The sequence below is a fragment of the Nitrospirota bacterium genome, from assembly GCA_037386965.1.
Classification (GTDB): Bacteria; Nitrospirota; Thermodesulfovibrionia; order Thermodesulfovibrionales; family JdFR-86; genus JARRLN01.
The window spans coordinates 16275-41882 of sequence record JARRLN010000055.1 but is presented as its reverse complement, the minus strand read 5'-3'; the positions used below and the strand labels follow the sequence as shown (position 1 = coordinate 41882).

The 25608-nt window shown below is 62.8% G+C and carries 24 protein-coding genes and 1 pseudogene; 8 read left to right on the top strand and 17 right to left on the bottom strand.

The genetic code is table 11. The features are described 5' to 3' along the window. Positions 1–159: 159 nt before the first annotated feature. Positions 160–1152 (top strand): hypothetical protein, encoded by a 993-nt coding sequence (locus P8Y39_09030; protein ID MEJ2192474.1) that lies wholly within the window; start codon positions 160–162, stop codon positions 1150–1152. After that, entirely contained in the window at positions 1152–1781 is a 630-nt protein-coding gene (gene tmk / locus P8Y39_09025; GenBank protein MEJ2192473.1) for a dTMP kinase, read from the top strand. The genes P8Y39_09030 and tmk overlap by 1 nt, the downstream gene beginning before the upstream one ends. A gap of 170 nt (positions 1782–1951) precedes the next feature. Here tmk and P8Y39_09020 read toward each other — a convergent pair whose 3' ends face one another. The 11 genes and pseudogenes from P8Y39_09020 to P8Y39_08970 all read right to left on the bottom strand — a co-directional run bounded on the left by P8Y39_09020 (position 1952) and on the right by P8Y39_08970 (position 12141). Then, complete coding sequence (locus P8Y39_09020) at positions 1952–2599, bottom strand: hypothetical protein (GenBank protein MEJ2192472.1); 648 nt, start codon at positions 2597–2599, stop codon at positions 1952–1954. Positions 2600–2624: 25 nt separating this feature from the next. Next, complete coding sequence (locus P8Y39_09015) at positions 2625–3278, bottom strand: transglycosylase domain-containing protein (protein ID MEJ2192471.1); 654 nt, start codon at positions 3276–3278, stop codon at positions 2625–2627. A gap of 61 nt (positions 3279–3339) precedes the next feature. After that, entirely contained in the window at positions 3340–4038 is a 699-nt protein-coding gene (locus P8Y39_09010) for an SH3 domain-containing protein (protein MEJ2192470.1), read from the bottom strand. A gap of 694 nt (positions 4039–4732) precedes the next feature. Then, positions 4733–5098, bottom strand: coding sequence for a hypothetical protein (locus P8Y39_09005; protein ID MEJ2192469.1), 366 nt, complete (start codon positions 5096–5098; stop codon positions 4733–4735). A 127-nt stretch (positions 5099–5225) separates the two neighbouring features. Further along, complete coding sequence (locus P8Y39_09000; protein MEJ2192468.1) at positions 5226–5576, bottom strand: DUF488 family protein; 351 nt, start codon at positions 5574–5576, stop codon at positions 5226–5228. A gap of 127 nt (positions 5577–5703) precedes the next feature. Next, positions 5704–5846: pseudogene (locus tag P8Y39_08995) on the bottom strand (cold shock domain-containing protein). Between the two features lie 205 nt (positions 5847–6051). Further along, positions 6052–6501 (bottom strand): (Fe-S)-binding protein, encoded by a 450-nt coding sequence (locus P8Y39_08990; GenBank protein ID MEJ2192467.1) that lies wholly within the window; start codon positions 6499–6501, stop codon positions 6052–6054. 50 nt (positions 6502–6551) lie between these two features. Next, a complete protein-coding gene (locus tag P8Y39_08985) occupies positions 6552–7259 on the bottom strand; it encodes a (Fe-S)-binding protein (protein MEJ2192466.1) in 708 nt (235 codons plus the stop codon). Then, on the bottom strand, positions 7256–8065 hold the full coding sequence (gene larE, locus P8Y39_08980; GenBank protein ID MEJ2192465.1) for an ATP-dependent sacrificial sulfur transferase LarE: 810 nt from the start codon (positions 8063–8065) through the stop codon (positions 7256–7258). The genes P8Y39_08985 and larE overlap by 4 nt, the downstream gene beginning before the upstream one ends. Before the next feature lie 108 nt (positions 8066–8173). Continuing rightward, complete coding sequence (locus tag P8Y39_08975) at positions 8174–9688, bottom strand: Rne/Rng family ribonuclease (protein ID MEJ2192464.1); 1515 nt, start codon at positions 9686–9688, stop codon at positions 8174–8176. Then, the gene (locus P8Y39_08970; GenBank protein ID MEJ2192463.1) at positions 9667–12141 is read right to left on the bottom strand and encodes a TIGR03960 family B12-binding radical SAM protein; all 2475 of its coding nucleotides are present in this window, start codon (positions 12139–12141) and stop codon (positions 9667–9669) included. Before P8Y39_08970 ends, P8Y39_08975 begins: the two co-directional genes overlap by 22 nt. Positions 12142–12492: 351 nt before the next feature. Between P8Y39_08970 and mnmG the strand changes: the two genes are divergently transcribed. The 4 genes from mnmG to P8Y39_08950 are packed head-to-tail and all read left to right on the top strand — an operon-like array spanning position 12493 to position 15586. After that, complete coding sequence (gene mnmG, locus P8Y39_08965; protein ID MEJ2192462.1) at positions 12493–14364, top strand: tRNA uridine-5-carboxymethylaminomethyl(34) synthesis enzyme MnmG; 1872 nt, start codon at positions 12493–12495, stop codon at positions 14362–14364. After that, entirely contained in the window at positions 14349–14669 is a 321-nt protein-coding gene (locus tag P8Y39_08960; GenBank protein MEJ2192461.1) for a hypothetical protein, read from the top strand. Before mnmG ends, P8Y39_08960 begins: the two co-directional genes overlap by 16 nt. Then, entirely contained in the window at positions 14650–15279 is a 630-nt protein-coding gene (gene rsmG, locus P8Y39_08955) for a 16S rRNA (guanine(527)-N(7))-methyltransferase RsmG (GenBank protein MEJ2192460.1), read from the top strand. The genes P8Y39_08960 and rsmG overlap by 20 nt, the downstream gene beginning before the upstream one ends. Positions 15280–15334: 55 nt before the next feature. Next, positions 15335–15586, top strand: coding sequence for a hypothetical protein (locus tag P8Y39_08950; protein ID MEJ2192459.1), 252 nt, complete (start codon positions 15335–15337; stop codon positions 15584–15586). 718 nt (positions 15587–16304) lie between these two features. Here the strand turns inward: P8Y39_08950 and metG are convergent. The 3 genes from metG to holB are packed head-to-tail and all read right to left on the bottom strand — an operon-like array spanning position 16305 to position 19840. Continuing rightward, positions 16305–18263, bottom strand: a complete 1959-nt coding sequence (metG, locus tag P8Y39_08945; protein MEJ2192458.1) for a methionine--tRNA ligase — start codon at positions 18261–18263, stop codon at positions 16305–16307. Continuing rightward, entirely contained in the window at positions 18260–19231 is a 972-nt protein-coding gene (gene ricT / locus P8Y39_08940; protein ID MEJ2192457.1) for a regulatory iron-sulfur-containing complex subunit RicT, read from the bottom strand. Before ricT ends, metG begins: the two co-directional genes overlap by 4 nt. A gap of 15 nt (positions 19232–19246) precedes the next feature. After that, positions 19247–19840 carry a DNA polymerase III subunit delta' gene (holB, locus tag P8Y39_08935; GenBank protein MEJ2192456.1) on the bottom strand — a complete coding sequence of 198 codons (594 nt, stop codon included), beginning with the start codon at positions 19838–19840 and terminating at the stop codon, positions 19247–19249. A 392-nt stretch (positions 19841–20232) separates the two neighbouring features. On the opposite strand from holB, the gene P8Y39_08930 reads away from it, so the two are divergent. Next, a complete protein-coding gene (locus tag P8Y39_08930) occupies positions 20233–20676 on the top strand; it encodes a hypothetical protein (protein ID MEJ2192455.1) in 444 nt (147 codons plus the stop codon). 124 nt (positions 20677–20800) lie between these two features. Beyond that, the gene (locus tag P8Y39_08925) at positions 20801–21139 is read left to right on the top strand and encodes a hypothetical protein (GenBank protein MEJ2192454.1); all 339 of its coding nucleotides are present in this window, start codon (positions 20801–20803) and stop codon (positions 21137–21139) included. Between the two features lie 250 nt (positions 21140–21389). Here the strand turns inward: P8Y39_08925 and clpB are convergent, their stop codons facing one another. From clpB to dnaJ, 3 genes are read right to left on the bottom strand one after another with little or no spacing between them, the layout of a single operon-like run. Next, the gene (gene clpB, locus P8Y39_08920; GenBank protein MEJ2192453.1) at positions 21390–24044 is read right to left on the bottom strand and encodes an ATP-dependent chaperone ClpB; all 2655 of its coding nucleotides are present in this window, start codon (positions 24042–24044) and stop codon (positions 21390–21392) included. After that, the gene (locus P8Y39_08915; protein ID MEJ2192452.1) at positions 24031–24399 is read right to left on the bottom strand and encodes a MerR family transcriptional regulator; all 369 of its coding nucleotides are present in this window, start codon (positions 24397–24399) and stop codon (positions 24031–24033) included. Before P8Y39_08915 ends, clpB begins: the two co-directional genes overlap by 14 nt. After that, the gene (gene dnaJ / locus P8Y39_08910) at positions 24396–25478 is read right to left on the bottom strand and encodes a molecular chaperone DnaJ (GenBank protein ID MEJ2192451.1); all 1083 of its coding nucleotides are present in this window, start codon (positions 25476–25478) and stop codon (positions 24396–24398) included. The genes P8Y39_08915 and dnaJ overlap by 4 nt, the downstream gene beginning before the upstream one ends. Positions 25479–25608: the final 130 nt, after the last annotated feature.

The window sequence follows — 25608 nt, the reverse complement described above, 5'->3', positions numbered from 1 at the left end:
GCGCCGGACACCTGAAAAGTGTCTGGACACCCGCTGGGGGCCGAACCCCCTTAGCCGCTGGGGACCGCGTCCGCCCGAGCCCCCTAACTTGTATGGGCGAGGGAATTCATGTATTATCTATGGGTCACGATGGGGGACGGCCAAAGTCAGATCAAACCCATGAGCACGACGGGCATCGGAAGCCTGCCCCACATGCGAGCCTCGGACGCCGCCGCGCTCTGCCTGGAGTCCTTCGACATCCCCTTCTGGCCCCAGCTGCCCAACGTCTCCTTCACCGAGCAGATGATACCCCAGTACGCCGAAGGGCTGCCCTCCCTCAAGGTGGACCCCGAGCGCCGCTCCATATGGGTGGAGAGAAACGAGGAGGAGATGGCCCGGTTTTACGAGAGCGTGGCCGAGCGCTCCCGGGTGGCCATCTCCAAGGAGAGCGCCCACGGGCTGTACGCCTTTCTGGAGAAGGTGAAGACCCGCCGGTTCCCCTTCCTCAAGGGGCAGATAACCGGGCCCGTCACCTTTACCCTGGGGCTTGTCGACAGGGAGGGAAAGCCCATCTACTACGACGAGGAGATGCGGGAGATAAGCCTCATGCTCCTTCAGGCCAAGGCCCGCTGGCAGGTGGACATCCTGTCGGCTTTCGCGCACAAGGTCATCATCTTCATCGACGAGCCCATCCTCTCCGCCCTGGGCGGGACGACCTACATGGGGGTGAGCCCGGAGGAGACCCACAGGCTCCTGGCCGAGTGCGCCCGGGCCATCCGTGAGGTGGGCGCCCTCTCGGGCATCCACTGCTGCGGGCGCGCGGAGTGGCCCCTGGTGATGAAGACCGGGGTGGACATCCTCAACTTCGACGCCTACGAGTTCGGCTTCACCCTGGGCATCTACCCCGAGGAGACGAAGGAGTACCTCTCCCGGGGCGGGTACATCGCATGGGGCATCGTGCCCACGAGCGAGGTGGTCAGAAACGAGGACGACCTTTCCCTGGCCCGGCTTTTCCGGGAGACGATGGAGAGCCTTACCAAAAGCGGCATCCCCGAGGACCTTCTGCTTTCGCGGAGCCTCCTCACCCCGTCCTGCGGCACCGGGTCGCTGAGCGTGGAGGACACGCTCAAGGTCTTTCAGACCCTGATGCGGCTCAAGGAGGGCCTCACCTGATGCCCGAGGGGGTGTTCATCTCCCTCGAGGGCATCGAAGGCACCGGAAAGTCCACGCAGGCCGCGCTCCTTGCCGATGCCCTCAGGGCGCGGGGCATCCCCGTGGTGCTTACGGCCGAGCCGGGCGGGACCCCCCTGGGGGAGAGAATCAGGGCGCTCCTCCTGGATGCCGCCCACCAGGGCATGGACCCCATGACCGAGCTTCTCCTTTACGCCGCCTCCCGCAGGCAGCACCTCGCGGAGGTCATCCTGCCCTCGCTTGCGGAGGGGAAGACGGTCGTAACCGACCGCTTCAGCGACTCCACCCGCGCGTACCAGGGCGCCGCGCGGGGCATTGCCGCAGAGACCCTGGATGCCGTGGACCGGCTGGCCACGGGAGGCCTCAGGCCGCACCTGACCATCGTGCTTGACATGGAGGTGGAGCGGGGGCTTGAGAGGAACCGGGCCGCGGGCAAGCTCCTTGACAGGCTGGAGCAGGAGGAGACGGCCTTTCACCGGCGGGTGCGGGAGGGCTTTCTTGCCATCGCTAAGAAGGAACCGGAGCGCGTCCGCGTGGTCAGCGCCGAGGGGAGCATGCAGGAGGTGCACCGGCGGGTGATGCAGGTGGTGGGGGAGGTTGTGGGCGTGTGAGGGCTTTTGGTCGTTTTCGGGGGAGGAGATGAGGGGTTGCGGCTTTCACCGCGAGTCAATAGGTTCAAAAGATTGAAACTGTTGAAGACTTCATCCGAAACAAACATACGATGGTTTCAACAAGGCGTACGTAGATCAGCAACAGCTCTTCAGAACCGAGAAACGTTATTTTAAGGTATTATTCGCCTTGCAACGATTTCTAGATTTAGGCTGGCCTGATTCACAAATGCGTCCCAATTATTAAATGTGCGTATACTCGCTTTCCTGACATTAGGCGCTTCTGTGGTCTGACGAAGTTTTTCTGGAAGGAGATACATTGCTTGTTGTATCGCTTGTATAATAGGATACCTGTCCAGTGTAGGTATTTTGTCAGGATCTATAAAACCTCGCTGTATTGTGCCAGAGCATACTCTAAGGTTTTCAGGCCAAAACTTTCTCTGCGCTGCATTCCTTGGTAATATCGTACTAGTTTCATAATCATTTGCCCACGAAAGGTAAGCGTCCCGAACTTTACTAAAGAGTTCTACGGAGATGACACTTATATCCAAGTCTGATTGCGCCCCAAACTCACGGCCAAAGTTATCATCGGGGCTCATCGATTGGCCCAAGCGGGCGCTTCCTATTAGAGTAATATCCTTTGGCCCAACGTCAAGCCTATTCGCCAGCCAAACTCTGATAGATTCGTACAGTGCGGGTTTAGCACGAAAGGCAAAAGGAATGCCCTCGGATAGCCAAAGGCGAACGATTGCCTGACGATCGTCGATCTTTCCTTTCAGTGCAGCATCAGCAATAATTCGAGCCGCAGGGTAAAAATCCACTAGTAGATCAAGGGCTGGCGAAACTCTAAATGGTTGCATATCTCACCCGTGCGGATAAGCCCGCATAAGTTCTTCCACATTGATGGCTTTTGTATAGGGTAAGCAAATGCCTTGACCGTCTTTCAATCTTTCTAGTCCAGACGTCAGTAATATGTCTTGGCTGTGGATATTTAATTCTGGCAACCAAGCTTGCTACGTCTTCAGTTGCAATCGCAGAAGGATCGATGCAAAGACGCTGACAAGCCGCTCTCAAGCTGTCCATTTGCCACCCATAGTATCCGATTTGCAAATAGATACTAGGCAAGACGGACTTTGGAACAACTCGTACGACTAGAGTAGCCAGAGCCATTTCCTTGATTTTTCTTCGGATGGTATTTTCAAAGCGCCCCGTGAGTACACGAACAATCTGCATTTCAATTGTGCTTGCACCCTCCCGCTTACCTACAATGAAGGTACGCCACAGAGACCTGCAGACAGCGATCACATCAATACCGCCATGTGAAAAGAACCTGTGGTCTTCTCCTGAAATTAGGAGAGACTGAAGCGGTTGAGACGGTCGGTTGTCGAGTTCAATCAGAAATGCAAAATATTGCTCTTTCAGCTTTAAAGCAAGGTTTGACCATTCATCTCTCAACAATATTTCAGACAGCCATGCAATGACATGCGCAAAGTGCTTCATAATATGAGCTTATGCAAGAATCTGAGGTTATATAGCCTTCTTTTTCTACCAGTCTTTATCTTCAAGGGACAATTCTTATCTTTGCTTTCTCTTCTTTGCCAAAATAAGTGGCATATGATTTTGTGGAAGCAGTTCCTCCAGGGGATAGACCTTCAACGTATGCGAAATCGCTAGTAATAATATTGCCCTTCGCATCATATGTTGTAAATTCAATCTTGAGAAGTTCTACGTAATTATTTGTATTATTGCGTACCTCGACAGTCCATATGACCGCACCTCTGGTGCCAAATGATGGATCCTTATACCAGTTCCAATTTTCAATTTCAAATGAAGGTAAGGGATAGGATTTTAGCAACTTCTCATATACGAATCCCTTCTTATCGCCATTCTTATAAACAGCAATCCAACCATTTTCTGAGTCGGCTACTTCTACTTTTTCTCCTCTTCTTAATGAGCCTACCACTTTAAAATCTGTTCCGCGTCCTGACCTGATATTAATAGTCTGGTGAGCATAACGTTTTCCACGTGTAGGTTTACTTTCACCTGTTGATTTATATGTAGAACCTACGTTAGTTGTTTCAGTTTCTGGGTACTCGTAATTCTTCGCTATAAGGTAAGGAATGAAGATCGCTGCCAGAATAATAATCAGAAACGCAGTACCACAACCTATTCCCTTTTTGAGAGGTGCACCACAATTAGGGCAACGCTTTGCTTTTGAGCTGATCTCATGTCCGCATTCTTTGCACTTCTTTAACGCCATTATAAATGCCCCATTATTTTGGAACTAAAATAGAATTTCCCCATTTGTGCCTATCGATTATTGGTTGTAATTTATAACTCTTGGGCCCTCTATGTCAATATTTAGTTCAGGAAGGAAACCACGAGTGGCGATGAGATGAAGATATTGTTTTCTCGTCGCGTCACTGGATAATGATCTTGTCTGGCTTCGCTTCTGCGACCCAATTTGCAATTTCCCGGATATCCGAATTCCTGCCCACGGCGATACAGCCCGCTGTCCAGTCCACCCACGTCGTGAGCCTTCCCAACCATGCCAAAGCCCACCAAGGCCCGTGTATGCCGATGTTGCTGCCCGTGAAACCGCTGACCTTTTGTTCCGCAGTGGGATAATGGACGGGAATAAAGATATGGAATCTACGCGATGGGCGAGGTTTGCCTAAAGAATAGGTGCCCAGGGGTGTCTTACCATCGCCTTCGCTATACTTCCCTGTGCCTCGGCGTCCGATGGATACCGGGAATGTCCGGTGCACGTGCCCCGATGCGCAGAGAGACAATCGCCCGGCCTGCGTTCGGACGACGATATGAGGATTCTTATCCGAGGAACACGGCTCGTCTTCTGCGTTGCTAGGTGACGGGTAAGAAGATAGGAAGGCGAGGGAAAGGACAACGAGTGCTGCGCCTAACTTCCCCTTTACTCCGGGAATCGGCTCCCCCCTCTAGAACCTCACGCCCAGGATGCTGGCGCGCACCACCACGTCTTCTTCCTGCGACATCTCTTCCTTGCGGTCCTGAATATTGATCGTCGGGGTGGCGACCTTTACTTCGTTGTTTTGTATCTGCACCAGGCTCCCCACGTCGGAGACCCCCAGGACAAGGCCGCCCACGGCCCCCACAAGGATGCCGATGCCCATCTTCTCGCCCAGGTGGTCCTGGTCGACCAGATAGACCGCCCCGCCCACGACCGCGCCGATGGCCGCACCGTAGACGACGTCGGTGAAGATGACCTCTCCCGAGGCGGCCAGGGCGCTCCCGGAGAAAAGGAACAGGAAAATAAGGACGAAAACGATGAGCCGGCGCGCCATTGCTACCTCCCGGGGGTTCTTGCAGTCCGGGTATTATACCATACCGGCGGGGCGCACACGGGCCGGGCACTAAGCGGGTGATTATGAAAGGCTTTTGGCGGGAGGTGAAAACGGGGTCCGGGACCCCTCAGGACTTGTTTTTCAGGTATTCCCTCAGGGCAGCGGCGTTGTTGAGCTTTTCCTCCTTCGAGCCGAAAAGGAGGGTGAGGGTGCCCTTGTTCATGAGGTTTCTGAGCGTCCGGATTTCCTCTTCCTTCTTCTTGAGCTCCTTGAAGTAGCGCGCCTTGAACTCCTCCCACTTCTCCGGGTCGTGGCCGTACCACTTTCTGAGCGCGGTGCTCGGGGCCACCTCCTTGAGCCAGAGGTCAAGTGCGGCCTCCTCTTTTTTCATCCCCCGGGGCCAGACCCTGTCCACCAGCACCCGCTGGCCGTCGGCCCTCGTGGGCTTCTCGTAGACGCGCTTCACCTTGACAGGCATGGCCCATTTTAGCACCGCGGAGCGGGGAGTCAAAGAGAGGAAAGACGGTAAAGGGCACGGGTGCCCACTGGCGCCCACAAAAAAAGCCCCCCGGCTTGCGCCGGGGGGCTTTCACACCTTCGGCCCGCTACGCTTTCTGAACGTTGACGGCCTTGGGTCCCTTCGGTCCCTGTTCGATATCGAAAGTGACGGCCTGTCCCTCGGCGAGCGTCTTGAAATGAAACCGAAGCCTTTGGTTTCGTTGAACCACTTAACCGTACCCTTTGCCAACTTGCTGCTACCTCCTTTGATGATTAGGGTGAGTCCTGGGAACCGGCCGCCACAAAAAAAGACCACTCAGGCTCCGCTTCGTCCAAGTGGTCTTCTGTGAGGCTATTCCAATTCCTGCAAAACCTCTCTCCGGTAATATGATGACATTGCCATGGGGAAAAAGTCAACATACTTTTTGCACTGGAGGGGGCCCCGTCGAGCCGGCCTATCCGCGCCCTTCCACCCGCTCTGCGCCTACCTCCGTGCCGCCTCCCGGGCCTGCCTCGCGGGGCTCGCGCATGGCGCCTTCCAGGACCTCTACAAGATGAAGGACGCGCCCGTGGACCCGGGAGAGCTGAAGCATGCACCCCGGGCAGGCGGTGACCAGGGTGTGGGCGGGCGCATAGGCCCGGGCCCTTCTTTCAAGAAGGGCCTCCGAGGTCTCCCGGTGGGTGAGGGCGGCGCTCAGTCCGCAGCAGCCCTGCTCCGCCTCGAGGACATCGAGCCCCGCCCGCCTCATCAGCTCCCGGGGCTCTTCCCACACCCCCAGGGCGTACCTCAGATGGCAGGGGTCGTGGAAGGCCGCCGCGCCCTGCGCCTTCTCCGGCAGGAGCGCCAGGTCCTCCCCGTGCAGGAAGGCCGTGGCGTCCATGGCCCGGGCGAGGCCCTCCCCCACAAAGAGGGGATAGTGCTCCCTCAGGGTTACCGTGCAGGTGGGGCAGAGGCTCAGGACGGCTTGACCTGGAGCTTTCCAAAGACGCTCAGGTTGCGCCGGGCCATCTCGACGGCCTCCTTCTCCCTGCCCAGAAGCAGGAGGGGCGAGCCGCAGCAGGCCTCCCCGGCGGGGAGGACCACCTCGTACCCCTGGGCCAGGAGCAGGCGGAGAAGCGCCTCCCCCAGATGGGGCATGAGGAAGTTCACCACGCACCCGGTGAAGACCGCCACCCGCCCCCTGGGCCTCCCGCGGGGCTTGAGCACCCGGGAGCCCCCCTTCCGGAGGGGGGCCTCGTCGGGAAGGGGAAGGTCAAAGGGCAGGAGGCCCCGCTTTCTGAGCCGGGGCAGCAGGGGGCGGGCCGCCCTGGCAACCCTGAAGGATGCAGCGGGCATCTTGAGGGCCCGCGCGGTGAGCCGGCCCAGGCGGCGCACGCGGGCGTTTTTCCGGGCCACCTCCCTGCGGCCTTCAAAGAGGGCGCGGGTCACGCGGACGCCGGCGGGGCAGGTGCTCTCGCACACCCCGCAGAGGAGACAGCTCAGGAGCCTTTCCTGAAGGAGCCCGGAGCATTCGATTTCGCCCCTGGCCAGCGCCCGCACGAGCATGAGCCGCCCCCGGGCGGAGAGGGGCTCCACGGGCGAGAGCGTGTGGGTGGGGCAGAGGGCCTTGCAACTGCCGCACCGGACGCACTCCTCTATGTCCAGAAGAATCTCCTCGTTCACCGGAGCGTCCTGTTGAGGTTTCCCGAGCGAAACCCCCCGAGGTCCAGGGCCACGAAGCTGTAGCCGAGCCCGGTCAGGTGGTGGACGACCTCCTCCCTCAGAGAGAGGAGCTTTTCCATGTCCCCGGCGGGCACCTCGATGCGGGCCGTCTCGCCGTGGTCGCGCACGCGGAGCTCCCTGAGCCCGCGCGTGCGCAGGAACTCCTCGGCCTTTTCCACGCGCCTCAGGGCCTCCGGGGTGATGCGCCTCCCGTAGGGAAAGCGCGACGAGAGGCACGGCGAGGCGGGCTTTTGCCAGGTGTCAAGCCCCAGGGCCCGGGAGGCCGCCCGTATCTCGGCCTTGCGGAAGCCGCACTCCAGAAGGGGGCTTCTCACCCCGTGCCTGCGGGCAGCTTCCCTGCCGGGGCGGTAGTCCTGGGCGTCCTCCAGGGTGCTGCCGTCAAGGACCACGGCATAGCCCTCCTCCCCGGCCAGACGGCACAGGGTGCCGAACAGCTCGTTCTTGCAGTGAAAGCACCTGTCGGGATGGTTCCTCAAGAAGTTTTCGTCCTTCGTCTCCCTGGAGTCGATGACGCGGTGGGCCACCCCCAGCTCCGCCGCAAGCCGCAGCGCATCGGCGAGGTCCGCCTGCGGGGTGGCGGCCGAGCGGGCCGTCACGGCCATGGCGGGGATGCCCGCCATGGAGAGGGCCTTCAGCAGAAAGCTGCTGTCCACCCCGCCAGAGTACGCCAGCACGGCGCTTTCCATCCGGCGGAGGGCCTTGAGCAGGGCCTTGAGTTTGGGCTCATGGAGTTCCTGGTCATGCATGGGGGTGCAAAGATAACCTCTCCTTTATTTATTATACGCGGGGAGGGGGGACATTTCCGCCCGGCGTGGTCGGGGCAGGCACGCGCGACCTTGCCGGGGGCGCCGTCCTCAGGAGGCGGAGATGTCGTAGTTCTCCTGGTGCAGGTGGTGGTCGGCCGTTACGATGATCTTTACGCCGTGGCCCTGCTCCACCTCCTCCAGGGCCTGCCTCTCCTCGTCCGAGAGTATTTCGGCCACCGCCGGGTGGGCCGTGATGCTGATGCGCTTGGCCCTTCCGGCCGCGGCCTTGCGGACCTTGCGGAGAATCTCGTAGCAGAGTGTCTGGGGCGACTTCACGAAGCCCTTCCCCTCGCAGTACGGGCAGGTCTCGCAGAGGATGCGCCCCAGGCTCTCCCGCACCCGCTTGCGGGTCATCTGGATGAGGCCCAGCTCCGAGATGTGCGAGATGGTGTTCTTGGCGCGGTCGCGCCCCAGGGCCTCGGAGAAGGCATGGAAGACCTTCTCCCGGTTCTCGGCGCGCTCCATGTCGATGAAGTCGATGATGATGATGCCTCCCAGGTTCCTGAGCCGTATCTGGTAGGCCACTTCCTTGACCGCCTCGAGGTTGGTCCTCAGGATGGTGTCCTCCAGGTCCTCCTTGCCTACAAACTTTCCGGTGTTGACGTCGATGACCGTCATGGCCTCGGTCTGGTCTATGACGATGTACCCGCCGGATTTGAGCCAGACCTTTCGGCCCATGGCCCGGGTGAGCTCCACCTCGATGCCGTGGGCCTCGAAGAGGGGCTCGGTCCCCTCGTACAGCTCTATGCGCTCCAGGAGGCGGGGAAAATACGTGCTGACGAAGTCCTGAAGGTCCCGGTAGGCCTCCCGGGAGTCGATGGTCAGCCGCTCGACGTCGTGGCCCATGAGGTCCCGGAGGGTGCGGTAGACCAGGTCCAGGTCGCTGTGGAGCTTGAAAGGCGCGCCCACCTGGTCCTTCTTTTTCTGGATATTCTCCCAGAGGCGGGCGAGGAACTCCAGGTCCCCCTGTATCTCGGCATAACTGGCGTCCTCGCTGGCGGTCCGGACGATGAGCCCCATGCCCTCGGGCTTTATCTCGGCCACCAGGGCCTTCAGCCGGGAGCGCTCGGTCTCGTCGCTTATCCGGCGGGAGACCCCTATGTGGTCGACGTTGGGCATGAGGACGAGGTAGCGGCCCGGGATGGTTATGTAGGAGGTCACGCGCGCCCCCTTGGAGCCCAGGGGGTCCTTGGAGACCTGCACGATGACCTCCTGGCCCTCCTGGATGAGCTCCTCGATGTGCAGGTCGTTGCGTCTGCGCTTGCTCACCAGGTCCAGCCCCACGGGGCCGGCCTCCTCCTCCTCGAAGAGGTCGGCGTAGTCCTCCTCGATGAGGTCCGTCCTGATGTCTCCCACGTAGAGGAAGGCCGATTTCTCAAGCCCGATGTCCACGAAGGCCGACTGCATGCCCGGAAGAATCTTGACCACCCTGCCCTTGTAGATGTTGCCCACCAGGGAGGCGTCCTTCTTCCGCTCCACGTACAGCTCCACCACCTGCCCTCCCTCCAGGAGGGCCACCCGCGTTTCCTCCGGCGTGACGTTTACGAGGATGCTGTCCGCCATGCGTCCTCCTTCTGGAGGGGTGTGGCCCAGCGCCCGTCCCTCCTGCCGTAAAGCTCCACCCGCGTGACGTCAATCTCCGCGGCCTCCACGCCGAAAAGAACGCCGGTAATCTCGTCCATGCGCACCTTTTTCTCGCCGAGGTCCCTCAGGGTAAGCCGCACCGTGCCCTCCCCGAGCAGGCGGGCGTCCTCGACCATGGGGCGGATGTCCACGACGCCCTTCTCGCGCTGCACGATGACCTTCTCCCTCCGCATGAAGGCGTTCGCCCGTGCCGGGTCCCCGCCTTTCATCTCGTAGATGTAGCGGGAGACGAAGGCCTGAAGGGAGGGCTCCCGCGTCCCCACCGGGGCCAGCTCGTGTATCCGCACGCCTTCTCCCAGGGTGGCGTTGGTCCTCCTTTTTATCTCGCTCAGGGTCATGAGGGGAAGGCACTCCATGTCGAAGTACTCCGCCAGCCCCGCCACGCCCACGCCCAGGGGCGGGCCGAAGGCCACCCGGGGCGTGGGGCTGAACCCGTGGGTGTACTGCAGGGCCACACCCGCCCGGAGAAGGGCCCGGGTCACGTGGGTCATGAGCTCCCTGTGGGAGAGATACCGGAGGACGCCTTCCTTGGAGAACAGGACCCGCAGGCGGACGGGCTTTCTGGGCGGAAGGGCCTGCGGAGCCGCGGCGGGGGCGGCCCGGCCGGCATCCCATGGCGGGGGGGCGGGGGCGGGCTCGCCGGCGCTTCTGCACCTCAGGCCGCAGGCCGCACAGGAGGTCCGGCAACTCGGCGTGAAGGCGGCCTCGCGGGCCCGCTTGTACTCCTTCACCAGAAACTCCTTCTTGATGCCGGTATCGACGATGTCCCAGGGAAGCTCCTCGTCGAGGCCGTAGCTGCGGGCGGCCTGGGCCCGGGCGTCGACTCCCGTGCGCTCCATGGCCCGCTCCCAGGCCCCCATGTCGAAGGCCTCGGTCCATCCGTCCAGGCGGGCCCCTTCGCGGAAGGCGGCGAGGATGAGCTCCCCGGTGCGCTCGTCTCCCCTGGCCAGGGCCGCCTCAAGCATGCTCATCCGCTCGTCGTGGACCTTGAGGGTCGCCTTCTTGAGCCTGCTTCTGAGCAGGCGGCGCTTCTCCCGCATGCTCTCTTCCCGCACCTGCCCCATCCACTGAAAGGGCGTGTGGGCCTTGGGCACCAGGGGGGAGACGGCCACGCTGACATTGACATAGCGCGAGGTGTGGCGCTTGGCCGCCTTCAGTGTCCGCCTTACCATCTCGGCGATGCCCTCCAGGTCTTCGTCCGTCTCCGTAGGCAGACCCATCATGAAGTAGAGCTTCAGGTTCTGCCAGCCCTCCCTGAAAAGAGTGTCCACCGCCCTCAGGTAGTCCTCCTCGGAGAAATCCTTGTTTATCACCTGCCTGAGCCGCTCGCTCCCGGCCTCCGGCGCTATGGTGAAGCCCGTCTTCTTCACGGCGCGAATCTCCCTTAAAAGCTCCTCGCTCACGGCCCCGACTCTCAGGGACGGCAGAGAGATGGAGACCCTTCGTCCGGCCTGCCTCCGGTTGAAGGCCCGGAGCACTTCGGTCAGGCAGCTGTAGTCCCCGGCGCTCAGCGAGGAGAAGGCGACCTCTTCGTAGCCGGTGTTCCTCAGGGATTCCTCGGCAATCCGGAGCACCCGCTCCGGAGAGCGCTCCCTCAGGGGGCGATAGACGTACCCCGCCTGGCAGAACCTGCATCCCATGGGACAGCCCCGGGAGACTTCCACGGTGACCCGGTCGTGCACTATCTGGGCATAGGGGAGCACCGGAGCGGTGGGATAGGGCGCCTCATCCAGGGAGTCGATGAGCCTGCGCCTCACCCGAACCCCCTTGCCGTGAAGGAGCGGGACGTAGACACCCTCTATCCCGGCCAGTGCCCCAAGGAGGGCGTCCCTCTTCCTCGCCGGCTCCGTCTTCCACATGTGCACCGTATCCAGTATCTCGGGCACGGCCTCCTCGCCGTCGCCCACAAGGAATGCATCCACGAAGGGGGCCAGGGGCAAGGGGTTCATCGCACAGGGCCCCCCGCAGAGGACAAGGGGATGCGCTTCGCTTCGCTCCTCGGCCCTGAGGGGGATGCCCGAGAGCTCGAGCATGCTCAGGACCGAGGTGTAGGAAAGCTCGTACTGCAGGCTCAGCCCCAGGACGTCGAACTCCCTCACCGGAAGGCCGCTCTCCAGCGTGCGCAGGGGCTCGCCCCGCCCCCGGAGGGCCTCCTCCATGTCCAGCCAGGGGTGAAACACGCGCTCGGCCCGGGCGTAAGGAAGGCCGTTTATGATGTGATAAAGAATGCGGAGCCCCAGGTGGGACATGCCCACCTCGTAGAGGTCCGGGAAGGCCAGGGCAACCGTGAGGGCCGCCTCCCCCTTCTTGAGGACGTTTACCTCCGCGTCTATGTAGCGGCTGGGCTTCTGAAATCTCGCGAAATTCACCACTTAGAGCATATCAAAGCCCTTCCAACCTTGGCAAGGAGGCCAGCCTCCATTCACCATACTTTGCAAAGGTTTAAAACATTCGTTTCGCCGTTTGCCGAAGTGGGTCATGGTCGTTCGCCCGCCCCAGGGGGACCAGTCCCCCTTTAAACATTAAACCCGGCTGTTCCTTGGGCACGCCGTTTCGCTGTTCTATCGCTGCGGGCCGCGCCCGGGGACCAGTCCCCCTTTCATCATCTTCGCAAAGATTTTAGGACATTCGGTCCATCGTTAATCGCAGTGGGCCGCGCCCACTTAATCGCTGCGGGCCGGGCCCGCTGGAAATGGGTTTTGTGGAACTTTTATCATAAAGGCATGGGATATGATGTCCTGGTTGTGGGCGGCGGGCATGCCGGGTGCGAGGCGGCCCTGGCTGCCGCGCGCATGGGGGCCCGCACCTGTCTTTTCACGATGAACCTCGACACCATCGCCCAGATGTCCTGCAATCCTGCAGTGGGCGGGCTGGCCAAGGGGCATCTGGTGCGGGAGATAGACGCCCTGGGCGGCGAGATGGCCAGGGCTGCGGACCGGGCGGGCATCCAGTTCCGGGTGCTGAACTGCTCCAAGGGGCCGGCCGTCTGGTCCCTCAGGGCCCAGGCCGACAGGGCCCTGTACAGGCAGGGCATGCGCGAGGTGCTGGAGGGAGAGCCCGGGCTGGCCATCAAGCAGGCGGCGGTGGAGAGGTTGCTGGTCGAAGGCGGCAGGGTGCGGGGCGTGGCCGACGCCACGGGCGCTGCCCACGAGGCCCGTGCGGTCATCGTCACCACCGGGACGTTTCTGAAGGGGCTCATCCATATCGGGCTCGAGCGGCACGAGGCGGGCAGGGCCGGTGAGTTTCCCTCGGTGGGGCTTTCGGACTCACTGCGCTCCCTGGGGTTCAGGATGGGCCGCATGAAGACGGGCACCCCGCCCAGGCTCGACGCCCGGAGCGTGGATTTCTCCCGCACCGCCGAGCAGTGGGGGGACGACCCTCCGGTGCCCTTCTCCTACGCCACCGGGGAAATAGCCAACCCCCAGCTTCCCTGCTACATGACCTACACGAACGAGGAGACCCACCAGGTCATCCTCGTTAACCTGGACCGTTCGCCCCTGTATAGCGGGAGGATAGAGGGGGTGGGCCCCCGCTACTGCCCCTCGGTGGAGGACAAGGTGGTCCGCTTCTCCCACAGGCCCCGGCACCAGGTGTTTTTGGAGCCCGAGGGCCTGAGAACGCGGGAGTACTATGCCAACGGCATATCCACGAGCCTTCCCTACGACGCGCAGGTGCGGCTGGTCAGAAGCATCGCCGGACTGGAGGAGGCCGAGCTCATGCGTCCGGGCTATGCCATCGAGTACGACTTTGTCTTTCCCACCCAGGTGCTCCACAGCCTGGAGACAAAGCCCGTCCGGGGGCTCTACCTGGCCGGGCAGATAAACGGGACGTCGGGCTACGAGGAGGCGGCGGCCCAGGGCCTCATGGCGGGCGTAAACGCCGCCCTGGCCCTTCAGGGGCGGGAGCCCCTGGTCCTCGGAAGGCACGAGGCCTATATCGGGGTCCTCATCGACGACCTGGTGACGAGGGGGACGGCGGAGCCCTACCGGATGTTCACCTCCCGGGCGGAGTACAGGCTCCTCCTGAGGCACGACAACGCCGACCTGAGGCTGAGGGAGAAGGGCCGGGAGGCGGGCCTGGTGCCGGAGCGGGAATACCGGGAGTTTCTGGAAAGGAAAGGCTCCCTCGAAAGGGAGCTCGAAAGGCTTCGCACCGTGCGTGTGCACCCCACGGCCGGGCTGAACGGCGCCCTCAGAAAGCGGGGCTCGGCGGAGCTTTCGGAGAGCGTCCTCCTGGAGCAGCTCCTGAGGCGTCCCGAGGCGGACTACGCCCTCATAGAGGAGTTCGCTCCGCCGCCCAAGCGGCTTCAAAGCGACGTAGCCCGGCAGGTGCAGATAGAAGTGAAATACGGCGGATACATCAAGCGGCAGGCAGAGGCGGCCCGGAGGCTCCGGGCGGCCGAGGAGAGGAAGATACCCCCGGGGTTCGACTACCGCTCCCTGAGGGGGCTGTCGGCGGAGGTGCTGGCCAGGCTCGAGGAGGTGCGCCCCGGGAGCCTGGGGCAGGCCGGGAGAATCCCCGGCATGACCCCCGCGGCCCTCACCCTCATCCTGTTTGCCCTGGAGGGAGGAAGGAAGTCTTGTCCAAGTCGGTAATCGACCTCCGGCAGTTCATGAAACTCCAAAGAGGAGAGGAGTACTACAAGGGGTATTTCATCCCGGCGCATCCGGGATGGCTGCGGGTCATGGTCTCCAAGGTCCGCACGGACGGCCTCGTGGAGGCCCGCGGTTTCCGGGTCTTCCTGGACAGCGGCGGGCACGTCCTGTGGAAGAAGCCCGGCTTCAGCCGCGTGCAGGACGTCTCCACCTTCGAGCGGGACCTGGCGGAGTTCAGGCAGATAATCGAGGGGGCCGGCCTCCTCTTCTTCGTCCAGGACTACAATGGCGGCGGAGGACAGTGAAGGACTGCTCAGGAAGGGGCTTGAGGCCCTGGGCCTCACGCCCTCCGACGAGCAGGTGGCCGCCTTCATGGCCCACCTCGCGCTCCTTCAGAAATGGAACCGCGTCCATAACCTTACCGCCCTTGCCAAGGACAGGGACATTATCGTCAAGCATTTCCTGGACTCCTGCCTCTATCTTCCCCACGTCCCTCCGGAGGCCCGGAGCCTTGCGGACGTGGGCAGCGGGGCGGGGTTTCCGGGCATCCCCGTAAAGCTCTTTCGCCCGGAGCTTGCGGTCTGGCTCATCGAGCCCTCCTCGAAGCGGGCCGCCTTCCTCAGGCAGGCCGTGCGCACCCTCGGCCTGAGGGACGTCCAGGTTCTCCAGGGCCGCCTGGAGGACGTCTCCCCCCTGGGCGTTGACGTCGCCGTCACCCGGGCCCTCATGGAGGTGGCGGTATTCGTCCGGAAGGCATCCCGCATCGTGAGGGCCGGCGGCACCATCGTCATGAGCAAGGGGCCCCGGGTGAAAGAGGAGGCTGCGGGCCTTGCCTTTCCCCACGAGGTCGTCCCCGCCGTCCTGCCCTTCTCCGGGGCGACGCGGTTCATGGTCGTCGTGCACAAGACGGCCTGAGTCTTTCTCCTCCTGGCATTTAATTTGCTTCTTAAAAAGTGAAAGGAGGTGGCCCATGGCATCGTTTTGGAGAGCCGCAGCCCCGGAAGAACGGAGGCCGAGGGGGCAGGTCGTCGCCCTGCCCGAGGGCGTCGTCATATACGTTTGCACAGGCCACAAGTACGTCGAGACGGGGGAATCCCATTCCCCGGGCTGCCAGAAGGAGGAGTTTCCACGCTCAATTCACATCATCAGAAGCGGCCCGGCACAAGAGGCATTTGACGCACTGGGTCCTTTCATGGATGCGTTATTTGAGTCATTTATCTGAGGCTTGTTTGCAAACGCCCTTCCCCCGGAGGCCATAATAGGCCTATGAGCGGAAGAAAAAGGCCCTCTCCTTCAAGGACGAGGAGAGAAGCCGGGGCAGCGAGGACAAAAAGAGAAGGGGAGGGGGCGGGACGAGGGAAGGCCGGCACGCGTGGCCGGCCTTCGCCGCCTGACCCGGGGAGCGTATGCGCCAACGCCCGGTGCAGGCTCCGCCGGGCGGGATGCTCCGGGTTCCAGGGGTGCCCCGGTTTCAAGGGCCGGTAGGGCTGTGCAGCGCCTTCCGCAGGCGCAGAGTTACTGCCGGGAGCATGATATAGTTCACGTATCAATGCCCTAAGGTGTATGGGATATAAGGTATTTTCCGGGCTTCAATCAAAGATAGAAACTAACTGGTTAGTAAAAGCCATAATGTTGTCATTGTCCGGCTTGGCCGGACAATCCAGGACCTGCGTTTCAATATGAGAGGGAAAAAGGGGACTGGTCCCCCCTGGATTCCCCGACCAAGTCGGGGAATGACGCTATTGAAGATGTTTCATGTTTATAATTGCCGGTGTAATATAAAGGGCACTGGTGCCCCGGGCGCGGCCTGGAGCGACCTGACATCGGAACGATTTACTCAGGGGACGGCTCCGGAACCAACCACGTCTCGATTGATGTTTAAAAAGGGCACTGGTGCCCGCCGAAAACCTGTAAACCTTTCCTTGACGAGTCGTCAGAATTTACTTGATGGGGGACCCGGGGGAAACGTCCTCCCCGGTGGTGAGGATGACGGGCCTTCCGTCGGCCGTGGCGGCAAGGAGCATCCCCTGGCTCTCCACCCCCATGAGGCGGGCGGGCTTGAGGTTGGTCACGACGACGACGGTCTTTCCCACCAGGTCCTCCGGGGCGTAGCTGGTTCCGACGCCCGCCACCACCTGGCGGGGCTCCCCGGTGTCCACCTCCAGGCGGATGAGCTTCTTCGAGCCCTCCACGCGCTCTGCAGCGGTGACCCGGCCGGTCTTGAGCTGTACCTTCGCAAAGTCCTCCATGCCGATGAGGTTATCCGCCTGTGCCTTTTCCGGCGCCTGCATCTTCTCCTCCCGTTTCGGTTTCTTTTGCGCTTCTCTCGTCCCCTTCTCCCTGGCCTTCGTCTCTATCCGGGGGAAGAGGGCTTCCAGTTTGCCAAGGGGGGTGCCGGGCTCAAGGCCTCCCCAGCGGGTGAGCTCAAGGAGGTTGACCTCCGAGGGGTCCCCCTCCTGCCCCAGGGCGGCGTAAAGCTTCCGGGTGGCCAGGGGCATGAAGGGATGCAAAAGAAGGGCGAGGAACCGCAGGGCCTCCAGCGAGGAATAAAGCACCGTCTCCAGCCGGTCCCTCTCCTCCGGGTCCTTGGCCAGAGCCCAGGGGGCGCTCGCGTCGATGTACTTGTTGGCCAGGGAGACGAGCCTCCAGATTTCCTCCAGGGCGCGCTGAAATCTCAGCTCCCTCAGGGCTTCCTCCACGGCCCGGGGGAGGTCCTCGGCCAGGAGTTTCATCTCGCCCTCTTCCGCCCCGGGGGGCCGGGTGGGGGAGGGCACGGCATAGCCGGCGTACCGCTCGGTCATCTTCAGCACGCGGCTTGCCAGGTTCCCCAGGTCGTTGGCCAGGTCGGTGTTGATGCGGTGGACGAGGGCGGCCTCCGAGTAGTCCCCGTCCAGGCCGAAGGGGACTTCCCGGAAAAGGAAGTACCGGAAAGCGTCCGAGCCGTAAGTCCCGGCCACCTCTGCGGGGTCCACCACGTTGCCCAGGGACTTGGACATCTTCTTCCCTCCGATGGTCCACCACCCGTGGGCGAAGATGTTGCGTGGAAGCTCAAGCCCCAGGGCCATGAGCATGGTGGACCAATAGACGGCGTGCGTGGTGAGGATGTCCTTGCCGATGATATGGTGGTCGGCGGGCCAGAAGGGCGTGCCGCTTTCTTTCAACCTCTGGGGTAGAAGGTAGCGGGTGGCCGAGTAGTAGTTCACCAGGGCGTCGAACCAGACGTAGACGACGAAGTCCTGGTCGAAGGGCAGGGGCACCCCCCACTCCAGGCGTCGCCGGGGACGGGAGATGCACAAGTCCCCCAGGGGCCGGGCGTTCAGGAAGCCCAGGACTTCGTTGCGCCTCGTCTCGGGCAGGATGTAGCCGGGGTTCTGCTCGATGTGTTCGAGGAGGCGTGCGTGGTAGCGGGACATGAGGAAGAAATAGTTCTCCTCCTCCATGCGCCAGACCTCCCGCCCGCACTCGGGGCAATTGCCCCCGGTCTCACGGAGGTCCGACTCGGCCCAGTACCGCTCGCAGTGGGTGCAGTACCAGCCGCTGTAAGTCCTTTTCTCGATGTCCCCCTCCTCCCGGAGCTTGTTTGCCATCTCCTGCACCACGGCCACGTGCCCGGGGTCGGTGGTGCGGATGAAGGCGTCGTGGGTGACGCCCAGGGCCCGCCAGAGGTTCTTGAAGTTCTCCACCATGCTATCGGCGTGCTCCTTGGGGGAGAGGTTGCGCGCCCGGGCGGCCTCCTGCACCTTCTGGCCGTGCTCGTCCGTGCCGGTGAGGAAGAAGACGTCCTTGCCGAGCATCCTGTTATGAATGGCCAGGACGTCGGCTGCCAGGGTGGTGTAGGCATGCCCGATGTGGGGCTGGTCGTTGACGTAGTAGATGGGCGTGGTGACGTAGAACTTCACTGCCTGCCCTTCCGGGGCTTCCTTCTTCTGCGTCTGCGCCGGGGTTTCCGGGCGGCGCCCTCGGCGGGCGGGCGCGACTCGCGCGGGGGCCTCTCTCCGGACGGCAAGGTCCTCGCCTGCACGGAGGCACCGTCCTCCTCCGGCCGGGGAAGGCCCGGAGACGGGGATGCCGCCTCCCCGGGCATGTCCTCCAGGGCCGGGACGGTCTCCTCCTCGCAGAGCACCTCCACGCCCCCTGCGGCGGACTCCAGCTCCCGGAGCTCCTCCCGGGCGGCGGCCTCCAGCTCCGGGGGCGGGGCCTTCTCCTTTTTCCGGGCGTCCCGGCCGCTATGGTACTCGTAGCTCAGGCAGCACATGAGGCGGCCGCAGACGCCGGAGAGCTTGCAGGTGTTCAGCACTAGGTCCTGCTGCTTGGCCATCTTGATGGAGATGGGGGCGAAGCTCCTCAGGAAGCTCTTGCAGCAGAACTCCTTGCCGCAAACGCCGTACCCTCCCACCATGCGGGCGGCGTCGCGCACCCCTATCTGCCTGAGCTCGATGCGGGTGCGGAACTTGGAGGCCAGGTCCTTGACCAGCTCGCGGAAGTCGATGCGGCTGTCGGCCACGAAGTAGAAGATGAACCGCCTCCTGTCCAGGGTGACCTCGTTGGACAGGAGCTTCATGCGGAGTCCCCGGGCCCGGATGCGCTCCTTGCAGTACTCGAAGGCCTCCCGCCTGACCCCCTCGTTCTCCTCCTCCTGCCTGAGGTCCACCTCGGTGACCTTTCTCAGGACGGGCTTGAGCTCCCGTTTGCCCTCCGGCGGCGGCTCTGCGCCCAGGGCCACCACCCGGCCGATGCTGATGCCCAGGTCCGACTCCACCACGACCCTGTCTCCCTGGTTTATCTGAAGCCCCCGGGCCGTGAAGCAGTACGTTTTGCCGGACTCCTCGAACTTTATGCCGACTATGCTTTCGCCGTTCTCAGACATGCGCGCCCAGCCTCCTCATGATGCTGCCGGCGTAATTCCACGTGACGGCCCTGTTGGGATGAAAGACCAGGCCCTCCTTGAGGGCCCGGAGTTTTGCAGGGGCTTGAAGTTCACCCGCGAGCACCGCGAGAGCACCGTCTGGGGCAGGCGGCCCGGCCGGGAGGAGACCAGGACGATGAGGCTCTGCGGGGCAGGCTCCTCCAGGGTCTTCAGAAAAGCGTTGGCCGCAGGGGGGTTCATGGCCTCGGCGTCGTCCACCACCACGGCCTTCCACCGGCCCTCGTAGGGCCTCAGGTACAGGGCCTCCTCCAGGCGGCGTATCTCTTGCACCTTGATGAGGCCGGCCTCCGGCTCGATGAGGAGAAAATCCGGGTGTGTGCCGGCCTCTATCTTGCGGCAGGAGGCGCACCGCCCGCAGGCCTCCGGGGCCCCGTCCTGCTCGGAGGGGCTCAGGCAGTTCAGGGCCTTGACGAAGGCGACCGCCGTCAGGCGCTTGCCCACGCCCTGCTCGCCCGCGAAAAGATACGTGGAGGCTACCCGTCCACGGCGCATGGCGCCCCTCAGGACCCTGAGGGCGTCCTCCTGCCCCCTGATATGGTGTAAACCCATGTAAAAGTATACCGTATAGCCCGAAACGGCCTCAACGGGCCGCCCTCCGCGCGGCGGATGCGCCTTTATAATCACGGCCGTCCGAAATAATCAGGGAAAAGCCCTTTTAAGAAAAAAGCACCATCGATATCGTCATTATGGACGGGTCCTGTTTTCGACTCTCACATCACGTTGTCCGATTCGACCGGAGAATCCAGGAGTCTTGAAAAGCCGGATTCCCCGGTCGAGCCAGGCAAAGGCGGAGGGTGTTTCATCTCTTTCACCCATTCGCTTTGGACGGATGCCTTCATAATCTTTTCACAAGTCCTTCACCGTGTCTTCAAAGTCCTCTGCTAGAGTGAAGGCACATTCAAAGGTATTCAAAACCCTTCGGGAGAGGAGGTGATAGACGAATGAAAAAGACGCTCATCGCACTGGCGGCGGTTATCGCCATACTGGGAGGGGGCGCGGCGGCCTATGCGCACGGCAGCGGCAGTCCCGGCTGGGGCGGCGGTCCCGGCTGGTGGGGAGGCAACTCCGCTTACTCCAGCGAGCAGGCACAGAAGTTCTTCCAGGAGACCGCCGACCTCCGGCGGGACCTCGCCGGCAAGATGTTCGATTATCGCGAGGCCCTGAGGACCGGCGACCAGGAGAAGGCCGATGCCCTGACCAAGGAGATTACCGACCTTCGGACGAAGATTCAGAAGAAGGGCGGCCCCGGGGTTTTCGGTCCCCGGACCTTCGGCCCTGGCTACGGCCCCGGCATGATGTATGGATATGGTCCCGGCTACGGGCCCGGCATGATGTATCGCGGCGGCCCGGGCTGGGGATGCCCCGGCCCCGGCGGCTGGCGCTAGCAATAAAAGGGGGCCGGAAGCGGCCCCCTTTTTTATTCGGGCAGCGAGGGGGACGTTCCCGGAAAGGGAATAAGGTCCCCGGGGAAATCTTCACTTTTTCTTCACGATAGCCTGTTAATATAATATGGTGAAGAAGATTGCCCTCATACTCGCCCTCGCCCTCGCCCTCGGGGCGGCGGCATTTTCCCTGCCCGGCCATGCCCGTGCCGAGGAGCCCGAGGGAACCGTGACGCCATACGGGGACTTTTGCCCCCAGTGCAGCCTCTACGGCGCACACCGAGGACCCGTGCATCCTCATCAGGCCGTCATGGCCCTGAAGGCCTATTTCCACACCAAGGGCTGCAGCATCGCCAACATCCGGACGGGGGGCAGGTTTCTCCTAGTGGACGTCGTCCGTGACGGAAAGGTCATCGACCAGATAATCTTCGACAGAATGACCGGAAGAATCCGCTCCATCTATTAGAACCTGTTTCAAAATTGCTTCCGGCTACAAGAGGCCTAAATAACGGCATACGGCGTCCTGAAGGGAAAATCGTCCTCAACGCAGCGCTGCTGCGCCTCCGGGCGATTTCCCCTTCCCTCCTTGTCTGCCGCCATTTATTCTCTCTTTCGCTTCGAAATCAATTTTGAGACAGGTTCTAAGCCTCGCGCGGCCTGCACCCGGTGGCAGGCGCCGGGGGGCGGGCTTCCGCGCCCCCGGTCGTTTCCGGCTTCTAGCTTACCTCCGCACGGGCGGGGGCGGCCTTCGTGAAGACGGCCTTGTTTTCCTCCACGTCCACCTCCACCAGGTCGCCCTTCTGGAAGGTGCCGTCCAGGAGCCGCATGGCCAGGGGGTTTAGTATCTCCCGCTGGATGTGGCGCTTCAGGGGCCGGGCTCCGTAGACGGGGTCGTAGCCGATGTCGGCCAGCCAGTCCTTGGCCCTGTCGGTCAGGGCCATGTCTATGCCCTGCTGGGTGAGGTAGGTCTTCATCCTCTTGAGCTGGATGTCCACGATATCCCGCAGGAGCTCCCTGGTGAGGGGGTTGAAGATGACCACCTCGTCAACCCGGTTCAGGAACTCCGGCTTGAAGAACCCCCGCAGGTCCTCCATGATGCGCTGCCTCAGGGTGTCCTGCATGCCGTGGGCGGCCCAGTGGGCGGGACGCTCGCGTGTTTCCTCCAGCATCTGCTGGATGTGCGCGCTTCCGATGTTGCTGGTCATGATGACCACCGTGTTTCTGAAGTCCACGGTGCGTCCGTGCCCGTCGGTAAGCCTTCCGTCGTCCAGGAGCTGAAGGAGGATGTTGAAGACCTCCGGGTGGGCCTTCTCCACCTCGTCGAAGAGCACCACGGAGTAGGGCTTCCTCCGGATGGCCTCGGTGAGCTGTCCGCCCTCCTCGTAGCCCACGTACCCCGGCGGCGCACCCACCAGCCGGGAGACCGTGTGGCGCTCCTGGTACTCGGACATGTCTACGCGTGTCATGGCCTGCTCGTCGTCGAAGAGAAACTCCGCCAGGGCCCGGGCGAGCTCGGTCTTGCCCACGCCGGTGGGGCCGAGGAAGAGGAAGCTGCCGATGGGGCGCTGGGGGTCCTGGATGCCGGCCCGGGCGCGCCGGACGGCGTTGCTCGTGGCCTCGATGGCCTCGTCCTGGCCCACCACGCGCAGGCGCAGGCGCTCCTCCATGCGCAGGAGCTTCTGCACCTCGCTCTCCAGCATCCGGGAGACGGGTATCCCGGTCCACTTGCTCACCACGGCGGCGATGTCCTCGTCGTCCACCTCTTCCTTGAGCATCTTTCTCTGCTTCTGCCGCTCCTGGAGGCGCGCGTTCTCCTCCTCCAGGGAGCGTTGAAGCTCCGGGAGCCTCCCGTAGCGAAGCTCGGCGGCCCGTGTGAGGTCGCCCTCGCGCTCGGCCTGCTCGGACTCTATCCGGGTGTTCTCGATGGCCTCCTTGAGCTCGCGGATGCGGGAGATTATCTCCTTTTCGCTCATCCACTGGGCCCTGAGGGCGCCCTCCTGCTCCCTGAGGTCCGCCATCTCGCGCTCCACCTCCTCAAGCTTCCCGCGCGTCTCGGGCTGCTCGGAGTCCTCCCTGAGGAGGGCCTGCTTTTCGATTTCCAGCTGCCGGAGCCTCCGGGCTATCTCGTCAAGCTCCGTGGGCATGCTGTCTATCTCTATCCTCAGCCTTGCCGCGGCCTCGTCGATGAGGTCGATGGCCTTGTCCGGGAGGAACCTGTCGGTAATGTAGCGGTTGCTCAGGACGGCGGCCGAGATGAGGGCCGAGTCCTTTATCTTGACGCCGTGGTGGACCTCGTAGCGCTCCTTCAGTCCCCGCAGGATGGATATGGTGTCCTCCACCGAGGGCTCGGTGATGAGGATGGGCTGAAACCTCCGCTCCAGGGCCGGGTCCTTCTCGATGTGCTTGCGGTACTCGTCCACGGTGGTGGCCCCCACGCAGCGCAGCTCTCCCCGGGCCAGGGCGGGCTTGAGCATGTTGGAGGCGTCTATGGCCCCTTCGGCCGCCCCCGCGCCCACCAGGGTGTGCAGCTCGTCGATGAAGACGATTATCCTGCCGGCGGCCTGCTCTATCTCTTTCAGGACGGCCTTCAGCCTGTCCTCGAACTCGCCCCGGTACTTGGCCCCGGCGATGAGGGCCCCCATGTCCAGGGCCACCACGCGCTTGTCCTTGAGGGAGTCCGGCACGTCGCCGGCCACGATTCTTTGGGCCAGCCCCTCGGCGATGGCGGTCTTGCCCACGCCGGGGTCGCCGATGAGCACGGGGTTGTTCTTGGTCCTTCGGGAAAGCACCTGCATGATGCGGCGAATTTCCTCGTCCCTGCCGATGACCGGGTCGAGCTTCCCCTGCCTGGCCAGGGCCGTCAGGTCGCGGCCGTACTTGGCCAGGGCCTGGTACTTGTCCTCGGGGTTCGGGTCGGTCACCCTCTGCCCTCCCCGCACCTGCTGCATGGCCTCCATGACGCCGTTCTGGTCCACTCCGTAACGCCTGAGAAGCTCTGCTCCCGGTCCGCCCACCTCGGCGATGGACCAGAGCAGGTGCTCCACGCTCACGTACTCGTCCTTTAGATGCCGGGCATGGCCCATGGCCTTCTCCAGGACATCCTTGAGCGCCGTGGAGGCGTATATCTGCCCCATCGGGGTCGCCCCCGAGACCTTGGGATAGCGGTCTATTTCCTGCTCCAGGTCCCTCCTGAGGGAGGCGACGTCCACGTCCAGCCGCGTGAGGATCTGACCGGCGATGCCTTCCTCGTCCTCAAGGAGAGCCATCAGGAGGTGCTCCGGACGCAGTTCCTGGTTGCCCTTGCGCTCGGCCAGGCCCTGGGCCTCCTGGATGGCCTCCTGGCTTTTCATGGTGAATTTATCCATTCTCATTGTTCCGTTCCTCTTCCAGTAGAATTTCCCTGAGCTTGTATTCGAACCTGCTCCGGGTGCTCTCCTCCATGCCCTGGAGCATGTGCTCCACCTCCCGCTGCAGCATCTCCAGGCGGCGGCGCATCCGGAGGATGATGTCCACTCCGGCCTTGTTGACCCCGAGGGTGCGCGTCAGCTCGAGGATGAGGCTGAGCCTCTCGACGTCCGTTTCGGAGTATAGCCTCTGCCCCCCCTGCCGGTGGGGACGGACGAACCCCTCGCGCTCGTACAGCCTGAGGGTCTGAGGGTGGACGCTGAGCATCCGGGCGACGACGCTTATCATGTACATCGGCCTGTCTTTGTCCCTGGTGATCATTTCCTCAACCCCTTTCTCGGGTCCCCGTTGTACGCACTGCTCAGGGCCTGGACGGCCTCCCTGGCCTTCTGGTCAAGATGCCTGGGGACGACGATGACGGCCTCCACGTACATGTCTCCCCGGCCTCCTGCGGGCCTGGTCATCCCCTTGCCGGTGAGCTTGAAGCGCTGGTTGCCCTGTGTAGTCGCCGGCACCGTCATCTTGGCGGTGCCGTCCAGGGTGGGAACGTCCACCTTGGCCCCCAGGGCGGCCTCGGGGAAGGTCAGGGGGAGCTTCATATGGATGTCGTCGCCCTTGCGCTCGAAGACGGGATGGGGCCGGACTTTTATCTTCAGGCGGAGGTCCCCCGGGGGGCCGCCGCCCACGCCGTCGTTTCCCTTGCCCCTCAGGCGCACCATGGAGCCGGTGTCCACACCGGCGGGAATCTTGACGTTGAGGGTCTCGGTCTTCAGGGTCCGCCCCTGCCCACCGCAGGCGGGGCAGGTCTTCAGCACCTTCTGCCCCGTCCCCCCACACTCCCGGCAACGGCCGGCCACGCGGAAAAACCCCTTGGAGCTCTGGACCGTCCCGGTTCCCTTGCAGGCGGGACAGGTCTCCGCGGACTCCACGCCCGTGCCCCCGCAGGCCTGACAGGAGACCTCCCGGGCGAAGGTCATCTGCCTGGTCACGCCCGAGAACGCCTCCTCGAGGGAGACCTCCACCTCGGCGGCGATGTCCGCCCCCTGGCGCACGCGCATGCCCGGATGGGTCCCGGCGCCTGCCCTCCCGCCGAAGATGTCCGAGAACACGTCCCCGAAACCGAACTCGAAGATATCCTCGAAAGGCGGCACGCCGCCCTGGAACTCGGCCCCCGTGAAGGGCGACTTGCCGTAGTTGTCGTACTCCTCCCTTTTCTTGGGGTCGCCCAGGACGGCGTAGGCCTCGCTGACCTCCTTGAACTTTTCCTCGGCGTGCTTGTCGCCGGGGTTGACGTCGGGATGGTACTTCCGGGCGAGCTTCCGGTAGGCCTTCTTTATGTCGTCCGGGCCGGCATCCTTTTTGACGCCCAGTATGTCGTAGTAATCCTTGACGCGTGCCATATGTCTCTTGCCTCAGCTCTTATAATAATTCTTGAGTATATCATTGTCAAGCTAGCCGCGGCCGCAAGGGCCTTCCGGCCTCAGTGAAAGTCTATCAAAGCGGGCTACCGCTGGCAAACGCATTGTATAT